We start from the raw sequence: 8,941 nt of genomic DNA, 5'->3' as shown, positions 1-8,941 counted from the left end.
ACCGGGCCCTCTCCCGGAACCGGGCCCTCTCCCGGAACCGGGCCCCCTCCCGGAACCGGGCCCCCTCCCGAAAACGGGCCCCCTCCCGAAAACGGGCCCCCTCCCGAAAACGGGCGGACCCGCCCATCGGCGGCGAAGCCCGACCTCGAAAACGGGCCGCGGGGTTCCCCTGCGGGAGCATTTCGACCCGCCGAGGCGGAGCGCATGACCGGCAAAAATTCCTACGCGAGCCGTCCGGAATACCTTCCGGACTTCATGAACGACCCGCACGACTCCGACGGCCGTCAGGTCGTGAGATTGAATCTCGCCGAGGACCGCGAACTGGCGGCGGCGACCCTGAACAGGTTTCCGGCGGCCTCCGGGGACGTGATCGACTTCGAATCCACCTCGTATCGAGAACGTCTCTGGTGGGACGACGAGGAGCACTGGACGAGGATGGCGGCGGAATTGCTCTCCCCGTACGTGCGGCGAGGGGAGCGGGTCGCCGTCATCTGGGGGAATTATGTGATGCCGGTCGTGCACGCCAACGACGAGTCGCTGCTGAAGTACAGCGGGACACCGAGTGTGTACAACGCGTACGAGTCGAACAACACCACGCTCGAACAGCTCGGTGCCTACAGCCGCGCGGGAACCTGCTGAGGGTCCGCGGACGAACGGCGCCCGGCCCGCCCGCGACCGCGGCTGGCCGGGCGCGCCCGCGGAAGGCGGGGGAACAGCGGGCGGGACCGGCGCGGACGCGGGGTCAGGGCGCGCTCGGCCACACCAGGACCATGTACGCGCCGCAGTACGCCGAACCCAGTACCGCGGCCGTCAGGAACAGGGCGCGGAAGCGGCGTGAGGCGCGGGTCAGGTGGAGGGCCACGGGGAGCAGCAGCGGGAAACCGGGGAGCAGGAAGCGGGCGCGCGGGAAGTAGACGCCGCCGCTGCCGAGGACGATCAGCAGCAGGATCCCGGTGAAGACCAGCAGGGGGACCGGCTGGCGGTCCCCCGCGCAGAGCGCGTACAGCGCCACCGCCGCCAGCAGGGTCACGGTCACCATCACCAGGAACAGTTCGGGCGAGGAGTTCTGCGCCAGCACCTCCCGCAGCCGGCGCACGGTCTCCGCACCGCCGTCCCAGTCGTTGTGCCACAGCCGCTGCACGGCGAAGTAGCCGTCCCAGCGGCCCAGCCTGAGACCCACCCAGCCCACGTACGCGAGCCAGCCCGCCGGAGCCAGGGCGGCCGCGGCGAGCGCCCGGACGGTGAAGCCCCGGCGCAGCGACAGCAGCGCGGTCACGGTCACGGCGGCGGCCACCGCGACACCGGTGGGCCGGGTCAGCCCCGCCAGCGCCGCCAGCGAGGCCGCCCACAGCAGCCGGCCGGTGAGCACCGCGTACAGCGCCCACGCGGCGAACGCGGTGAACAGCGACTCCGTGTAGCCCATCCACTGGACCAGGCCCACGGGCAGGGCCGCCCACAGCACGGTCAGCAGCACGCCCGTGCGACGGCCGTGCAGGTGGCTGCCCACCGCGTGGACGCCCCAGGCGGCGAGGAACGAGCACACGACCGCGATCGCCAGCCCCGTCGAGGCGCGCGAGCCGGGCGTCAGGACCGCGACCGCCTTGACGAGGACCGGGTAGAGCGGGAAGAAGGCCAGGTTGTTCGCGTCGAACGCGGTGCCCAGCTGGCGCGCGTAGCCGTGGTCGGCGATGCCGAGGTACCAGTTCGCGTCCCATTGCGCCGCCAGGACCGGCCAGACGCCGTGATGTCTGCGGTGGGCCCAGAGCGCGAGGGTGAGCAGACCGGTGAGGCGGACCGCCGCGTAGGCGAGGAGGGCGGGGGCCGCGTGCCGCAGCGGGGCGTGGACCACGGCGAGGAGACCGGCCGCGCCGGGCGCGCGCCGGGCGGCCGGGACGCCGGGGACGGTCCCGCCCGGGGCGTTCCGGGGCGGGGCGGACGTCGGCCGGGAATCGGTCGAGGGCACGCGGCGGCTCCTGGGACTCGATGGTGCGCTGCCGGTAACCGTTCCTCGGTCGTCCGGTGGCGCACGGGAGCGCTGCGTCAAGTGCCGTGCGGAAATCACCCGTAAGGAGGGTGGGCGCGCGTGTCAGGGCCCCGGTGCGGCGGACGCGCCGCCGCACCGGGGCCCTGGACGGAGGCGGTCAGATGCCGGCCGCGGCCGACAGGTCCCGCTTGATCGCCGTCAGGAGTTCGGCCGCCTTCGCGTGGGCCGCCGGGAGGGCGTCGTGGCCGTCGACGGGCACCACGACCTCCAGGTAGCACTTCAGCTTGGGCTCGGTGCCGCTCGGGCGGACGATGACCCGGGCGCCGTCCAGCGTGTAGCGCAGGCCGTCCGTGGGCGGCAGCCGGTCCGTCCCCCGCGTCAGGTCCTCGGCCTTCGTGATGGCCAGGCCCGCGAGCTCCGTGGGCGGCTGCTCGCGCAGCCGGCGCATGGCGTTCGCGATGACCGAGAGGTCCTCCACCCGCACCGAGAGCTGGTCGGTGGCGTGCAGCCCGTACGCGACGGCGATGTCGTCGAGGAGGTCGAGCAGGGTCCGGCCCTGCTCCTTGAGCTCCGAGGCCAGCTCCGTGACGAGGAGCGCGGCGGTGATGCCGTCCTTGTCGCGTACGCCCTCGGGGTCGACGCAGTAGCCGAGCGCCTCCTCGTACCCGAACCGCAGCCCCTCCACGCGGGCGATCCACTTGAAGCCGGTGAGGGTCTCCTCGTACGGCAGGCCCGCGCCCTCGGCGATCCGGCCGAGCAGGGAGGAGGAGACGATCGACTCGGCGAAGACGCCGCGCGCGCCGCGCCGCACCAGGTGCTCGGCGAGCAGCGCGCCGACCTCGTCACCGCGCAGCATGCGCCAGTCGGCGCCGTCCTTCACGGCCACGGCGCACCGGTCGGCGTCCGGGTCGTTGGCGATGATCAGGTCAGGCTCCGCCGCGCGGGCGGCCGCGAACGCGAGGTCCATCGCGCCGGGCTCCTCCGGGTTGGGGAACGCGACGGTCGGGAAGTCCGGGTCGGGCTCGGCCTGCTCGGCGACGAGCACCGGCTCCGGGAACCCGGCCCGCGCGAAGGCGGCGAGCAGGACGTCCTTGCCGACGCCGTGCATCGCCGTGTAGACGGTGCGGGCGGTGCGCGGCGAGCCCTCGGCGAGGACGGCGTCCGTACGGGCCAGATAGGCGTCCAGGACGCTCTCGTCGAGGGTCTCCCAGCCGGAGTCGGGGCGGGGCACGTCGGCGAGCGCGCGGACCGCGGCGATCTCCGCGGCGATCTCCGCGTCGGCCGGCGGGACGATCTGCGAGCCGTCGCCGAGGTAGACCTTGTACCCGTTGTCGCGGGGCGGGTTGTGGCTGGCGGTGACCTCCACGCCCGCGACCGCGCCGAGGTGCCGTATGGCGTAGGCGAGGACGGGGGTGGGCAGCGGCCGGGGCAGGACGGCGGCGCGCAGTCCCGCGCCCGTCATCACGGCCGCCGTGTCCCGGGCGAAGTCCGCGGACTTGTGGCGGGCGTCGTAGCCGATCACCACGAGTCCGCCGGTCCGCCCCTTGGCCTTGAGATACGCGGCGAGTCCGGCCGCTGCCCGGATGACCACGCTGCGGTTCATCCGCATGGGCCCCGCGCCGAGCTCACCGCGCAGACCCGCGGTGCCGAACTGGAGCGTCCCGCCGAAGCGGACGGACAGCTCCTTGACGTCCTCCGCCTCGATGAGCTCGGCGAGTTCGTCACGGGTCTCCGGGTCGGGGTCCTCGGCCAGCCACGCCTTGGCCCGCGCGACGGTGTCGTCCTGCACCTGGGGTGCACCTCTCTTCGGTCGTACGGCTTCCGTGTGCCGGGTCGTCCCGCCCCCGGCGCCGGGGGCGACCACCCTGTCGTCTACAGACGATCCAGCACCTGGGTCAGGAGTTCCCCCATGCGCGCGGCCGAGTCGCGGCCCGCCTGGAGGACTTCCTCGTGGTTGAGGGGCTCGCCCGTCATGCCGGCGGCGAGGTTGGTGACGAGGGAGATGCCGAGCACCTCGGCGCCCGCCTCGCGCGCGGCGATGGCCTCGAGGGTCGTGGACATGCCCACCAGGTCGGCGCCGATGACACGGGCCATCCGGATCTCGGCGGGCGTCTCGTAGTGCGGGCCGGGGAACTGGGCGTAGACGCCCTCCTCCAGCGTGGGGTCGACCTCCTTGCACAGCGCGCGCAGGCGCGGCGAGTACAGGTCGGTGAGGTCCACGAAGTTCGCGCCGACGATCGGCGAGGTGGCCGTCAGGTTGATGTGGTCGCTGATCAGCACGGGCTGACCGGGGCGCATGCCCTCGCGCAGACCGCCGCAGCCGTTGGTGAGGACGATGGTCTTGCAGCCGGCGGCGACGGCGGTACGGACGCCGTGCGCGACGGCGGCGACACCGCGGCCCTCGTAGTAGTGGGTGCGGCCGAGGAAGACCAGGGCGCGCTTGTCGCCGATCCGGTACGAGCGGATCCTGCCGCCGTGTCCCTCGACGGCCGGTGCCGGGAAGCCGGGCAGCTCGGTGACCGGGAAGTCGGCCTCGGGGGTGCCGAGGGCGTCCACGGCGGGAGCCCAGCCGGAGCCCATCACGAGGGCGACGTCGTGGGTCTCGGCGCCCGTCAGCTCACGCAGGCGCGTGGCGGCGGCGTCGGCGGCGGCGTGGGGGTCGCCCTGGATGTCGTCCGGAAGAAGAGATGCGTTCACGCGCAAGAGCGTAGCCGGTCTGGGCCTACGCGCGTAGATGACGGGGCTCACGGTCTTGCGATCGTTGTCTTGTCGTTTCCGACAAATGGGTGAGACCGAGGCCACGGCGAGGGCACGTCATGACGGACCGAGACGGGCGGGTGGGAGACACGCCGCGGAGCGGCGGGGTGACGAGGGCACCCTCGCCACGGAGCGAGACGGGTGGGCCGGTGGGAAAACCGCCGCGGAGCGGCACGGATTCCGCCGCGGAGCGGCGGGGCGCGCCGGTGGAGCGGGCGTCAGCAGGGCCGCTTGCGCAGCTCCATGACGTAGTCGTGCGGCGCCCCCGCGGACTCGGCGGCGTCCGCGACCTCGCCCAGGTAACGCGCCGAGGGCAGTCCTCCCTCGTACCCGTTCAGTACGTACACCCACGCGGCTTCCTCGCCCTCCAGTGTGTGCACACGTACACGCATCCGCCGGTAGATGTCGAGGCCGACACCCTCCCAGCGGTCCATGGAGTCCTCGTCCGGCGGCGCGATGTCGTACAGCGCCACGAAGACCTGGGATCCCGGCGCCTCGACGATCGTCGCGAGCGCCCCCTCCCAGCCCATGTGCTCGCCGCCGAAGGTCAGCCGCCAGCCGTTCAGCCAGCCCGTGGCGCGCAGCGGCGAATGCGGGGCGCGGCGCGTCATGAGCCGCGAATCGAGATTGCCGGCGTACGCGGCGTAGAGCGACATGAGATCGAGGGTACGGCAGCGACACGTACGCCTCTCGCGTAACAAAGTGGCGCGGATGCCCCGGTCCCGGGGCCCCTGGGCGGAAGCACCTTGAAGCGTGCGGGACAATGGAGTACGTGACTCGGATCGTGATCATCGGTGGCGGACCCGGCGGATATGAAGCGGCGCTGGTGGCCGCGCAGCTCGGCGCGGAGGTGACCGTCGTCGACTGCGACGGTCTGGGCGGGGCGTCGGTGCTCACCGACTGCGTACCGTCGAAGACTCTCATCGCCACGGCCGAGGTGATGACGACGTTCGACTCCTCCTACGAGGAGCTGGGGATCATCGTCGCCGACGACACCCCGCCGCTGGAGCAGGCGGCCAAGGTGGTCGGCGTCGACCTCGGCAAGGTCAACCGGCGTGTGAAGCGCCTCGCGCTCGCCCAGTCGCACGACATCACCGCCTCGGTGACCCGTGCCGGCGCCCGGGTCCTGCGCGGCCGCGGGCGGCTGGAGGGCATGCAGGCCCTGGACGGCTCCCGCAAGGTCGTCGTGAGCGCCGCGGACGGCACCGAGGAGACCCTCACCGCCGACGCCGTGCTCATCGCCACCGGCGGGCACCCGCGCGAGCTGCCCGACGCGCAGCCCGACGGCGAGCGCATCCTGAACTGGACCCAGGTCTACGACCTCGACGAGCTGCCCGAGGAACTCATCGTGGTCGGCTCCGGTGTCACCGGCGCCGAGTTCGCCGGCGCCTACCAGGCGCTCGGCTCCCGCGTCACCCTCGTCTCCAGCCGTGACCGCGTGCTGCCGGGCGAGGACCCGGACGCCGCCGCGGTCCTGGAGGACGTCTTCCGCCGCCGCGGCATGAACGTCATGGCCCGTTCCCGCGCCGAGTCCGCCAAGCGGGTCGGCGACCGGGTCGAGGTCACGCTCGCCGACGGCCGGGTCATCAGCGGCACGCACTGCCTGATGGCCGTCGGCGCCATCCCGAACAGCAGCGGGATGGGCCTGGAGGAGGCCGGCGTCAAGGTCCGCGACTCCGGGCACATCTGGACCGACAAGGTCTCGCGCACGACCGCCCCGGGCGTGTACGCGGCCGGTGACGTGACCGGCGTCTTCGCCCTCGCCTCCGTCGCCGCCATGCAGGGCCGCATCGCCATGTACCACTTCCTCGGCGACGCGGTGGCCCCGCTGAACCTGAAGACGGTCTCCTCGAACGTCTTCACCGACCCCGAGATCGCCACCGTCGGCTACACCCAGGCGGACGTCGACGCGGGCAAGATCGACGCCCGGGTCGTGAAGCTGCCGCTGCTGCGCAACCCGCGCGCCAAGATGCAGGGCATCCGCGACGGCTTCGTCAAGATCTTCTGCCGTCCCGGCACCGGCATCGTGGTCGGCGGCGTGGTCGTCTCCCCGCGCGCCTCGGAGCTGATCCACCCCATCTCGATCGCGGTCGACAACAATCTGACGGTCGAACAGATCGCGAACGCGTTCACCGTGTACCCCTCCCTGTCCGGCTCGATCGCCGAGGTGGCACGGCAGTTGCACACCCGGAAGACCGCGGGCGAGGGCTGACGACCTGGGCCGACTCCCCGCCGGTCGCGGGGAGTCGGTGACCGTGCGCGGGGCATGAGCGGCGCGAGTGGACACGTATACCACTGGACACCATGCCATGCGAACAACTTCTGTTATTCGGCGCAAACTGCTGAAAGCAGACGGTCGTTGGGGTTACTGTCAGTTTCGTGTTCGCTGCAGAACGTCGCCAATTGATCCTCGAAATGGTGCGAGCGAACGGGGCCGTGTCGCTCCGTGAACTCGCCCGCGTCGTCCAGACCTCCGAAGTGACCGTACGGCGGGACGTGCGCGCGCTGGAGGCAGAAGGACTCCTCGACCGCCGGCACGGCGGTGCGGTATTGCCGGGCGGTTTCACGCGGGAGTCCGGCTTTCCGCAGAAATCGCATCTCGCGACCGCCGAGAAGACGGCCATCGCCGATCTCGCCGCGGGTCTCGTCGAAGAGGGCGAGGCCATCGTGGTGGGGGCGGGTACCACCACGCAGGAGCTGGCCCGCCGGCTCGCGCGGGTGCCCGGTCTGACCGTCGTCACCAACTCCCTGCTGGTGGCCCAGGCGTTGGCCCACGCCAACCGCGTGGAGGTCGTGATGACCGGCGGCACCCTGCGCGGTTCCAACTACGCCCTGGTCGGCTCGGGTGCGGAGCAGTCCCTCCAGGGGCTGCGCGTCTCCCGGGCGTTCCTGTCCGGGAGCGGTCTGACCGCCGAGCGGGGACTCTCCACGTCCAACATGCTCTCGGCGTCCGTGGACCGCGCCCTCGTCCAGGCGGCCGCGGAGGTCGTGGTCCTCGCCGACCACACCAAGCTCGGGACGGACACCATGTTCCAGACCGTGCCGACCGACCTCATCACCCGCCTGGTCACGGACGAACCGCCCGCCCACGACGACCGGGCGGCCACCGAACTGCAGGCCCTGGCCGATCAGGGCGTACAGATCGCGGTGGCCGGGGCGTCGGCGCCGGGCGGTGCGGGAGGGGATCCGCTCCCGGCGGGGCGCCAGCCGCGTCGGGACGTACCCCTCCCGGGCCCGCGCCGCGGCCAGGTGGGCCCGGGCTCGGGACCGCAACTACGGAGCGCGACGGTGATGGGGGACCAGCCCCCGGCCGAAAGGGCGCGGGTGGCCGATCTCCGACGCCGCTGAGCGGCGTCGGCGGCCGGTGACGCCGACGGCGGACCCCGGTCCGGCCGCCCAGCCGGTGCGGCCCGCAGGGTGCGGCCGTCCAGCCGGTGCGACACGCGGTGTCGGGCCGTCCAGTCGGTGCGACACGCCGTACGCGCTTGCCCAGCCGGGTCGGTCGCGGTGTCGGGCAGGTCGGCCGGGTCGGCTCACGGTTTCAGGCCGCGCAGGGTCAGGTTCAGCAGCCGGTCGGCCAGCGCGGGGTCGTCCGGGGTCTCCTCCGCCGCCAGCGCGATCGCGTTGGTCAGCTGGAGGAGGTCGCCGATCGAGACGTCGGGGCGTACCGCCCCCGACTCCTGGGCGCGGAGCAGCAGGGCGCTGCCCGCCTCACGCATCGGGCCGCTGCACCGGGCGAGGTGTGAACCCTCGTCCCGCGAGGCCGACATGAGGGCGCGCGCGAGCCCCCGGTACTCACTCGCGTGCGTGACGATCTCGCGCAGCCACTTCACCAGGGCGGTGCAGGGCTGCGGGGCGTCGAGCAACTCCCGCGAGCGGGCCAGCAGATCGCTCACGGCCTCCTCGAAGACCGCGCTCATCAGGGCGTGCCGATTCGGGAAGTGCCGGTACAGCGTGCCGATCCCGACTCCCGCGCGCCGGGCCACGTCCTCCAGGGACGCGTCCGTGCCGTGCTCGGCGAACGCGGAGCGCGCCTCGGCGAGCAGCCGTCCGTGATTGCGCCGGGCGTCCGCGCGCATCACGCGCGGCGCTCCCGGGACCGGGACGGCCCCGGACGTCCCGGCCGACTCCCTCGCGGTCGCGCCCACCATGGCCTCCACCTGCCCTCTCCCACCGCCCGGCTGCGCTCCAGGATGCCAC

The 8,941-nt window shown here is 72.9% G+C and carries 8 protein-coding genes; 3 read left to right on the top strand and 5 right to left on the bottom strand.

The genetic code is table 11. From position 1 onward, the window contains the following. The first annotated feature begins 204 nt into the window (after positions 1-204). Positions 205-639, top strand: a complete 435-nt coding sequence (locus CW362_RS40895) for a hypothetical protein (RefSeq protein WP_240658322.1) — start codon at positions 205-207, stop codon at positions 637-639. 103 nt (positions 640-742) lie between these two features. Here CW362_RS40895 and CW362_RS40890 read toward each other — a convergent pair whose 3' ends face one another. From CW362_RS40890 to CW362_RS40875, 4 genes are all read right to left on the bottom strand, one after another. Then, a complete protein-coding gene (locus CW362_RS40890; protein WP_376453056.1) occupies positions 743-1,963 on the bottom strand; it encodes a hypothetical protein in 1,221 nt (406 codons plus the stop codon). A 178-nt stretch (positions 1,964-2,141) separates the two neighbouring features. Then, positions 2,142-3,773: a phospho-sugar mutase gene (locus CW362_RS40885; RefSeq protein ID WP_103554658.1), complete on the bottom strand. Its 1,632-nt coding sequence runs from the start codon at positions 3,771-3,773 to the stop codon at positions 2,142-2,144. An 83-nt stretch (positions 3,774-3,856) separates the two neighbouring features. Next, entirely contained in the window at positions 3,857-4,681 is an 825-nt protein-coding gene (locus CW362_RS40880) for a purine-nucleoside phosphorylase (RefSeq protein ID WP_103554657.1), read from the bottom strand. A gap of 278 nt (positions 4,682-4,959) precedes the next feature. Next, positions 4,960-5,397: a gamma-glutamylcyclotransferase family protein gene (locus CW362_RS40875; RefSeq protein ID WP_103554656.1), complete on the bottom strand. Its 438-nt coding sequence runs from the start codon at positions 5,395-5,397 to the stop codon at positions 4,960-4,962. Between the two features lie 107 nt (positions 5,398-5,504). Between CW362_RS40875 and CW362_RS40870 the strand changes: the two genes are divergently transcribed. Together CW362_RS40870 and CW362_RS40865 are read left to right on the top strand one after the other, a co-directional pair. Beyond that, positions 5,505-6,953 carry an NAD(P)H-quinone dehydrogenase gene (locus CW362_RS40870; RefSeq protein WP_103554655.1) on the top strand — a complete coding sequence of 483 codons (1,449 nt, stop codon included), beginning with the start codon at positions 5,505-5,507 and terminating at the stop codon, positions 6,951-6,953. Between the two features lie 167 nt (positions 6,954-7,120). Further along, a complete protein-coding gene (locus CW362_RS40865; protein ID WP_103554654.1) occupies positions 7,121-8,089 on the top strand; it encodes a DeoR/GlpR family DNA-binding transcription regulator in 969 nt (322 codons plus the stop codon). A 185-nt stretch (positions 8,090-8,274) separates the two neighbouring features. Here CW362_RS40865 and CW362_RS40860 read toward each other — a convergent pair whose 3' ends face one another. After that, a complete protein-coding gene (locus CW362_RS40860; RefSeq protein WP_206301214.1) occupies positions 8,275-8,820 on the bottom strand; it encodes a TetR/AcrR family transcriptional regulator in 546 nt (181 codons plus the stop codon). Positions 8,821-8,941 lie beyond the last annotated feature (121 nt).

The organism is Streptomyces populi (genome assembly GCF_002911015.1).
Classification (GTDB): domain Bacteria; phylum Actinomycetota; class Actinomycetes; order Streptomycetales; family Streptomycetaceae; genus Streptomyces; species Streptomyces populi.
Note: the sequence above shows the minus strand (reverse complement) of the source record. Positions and strands in the feature narration are given on the sequence as shown.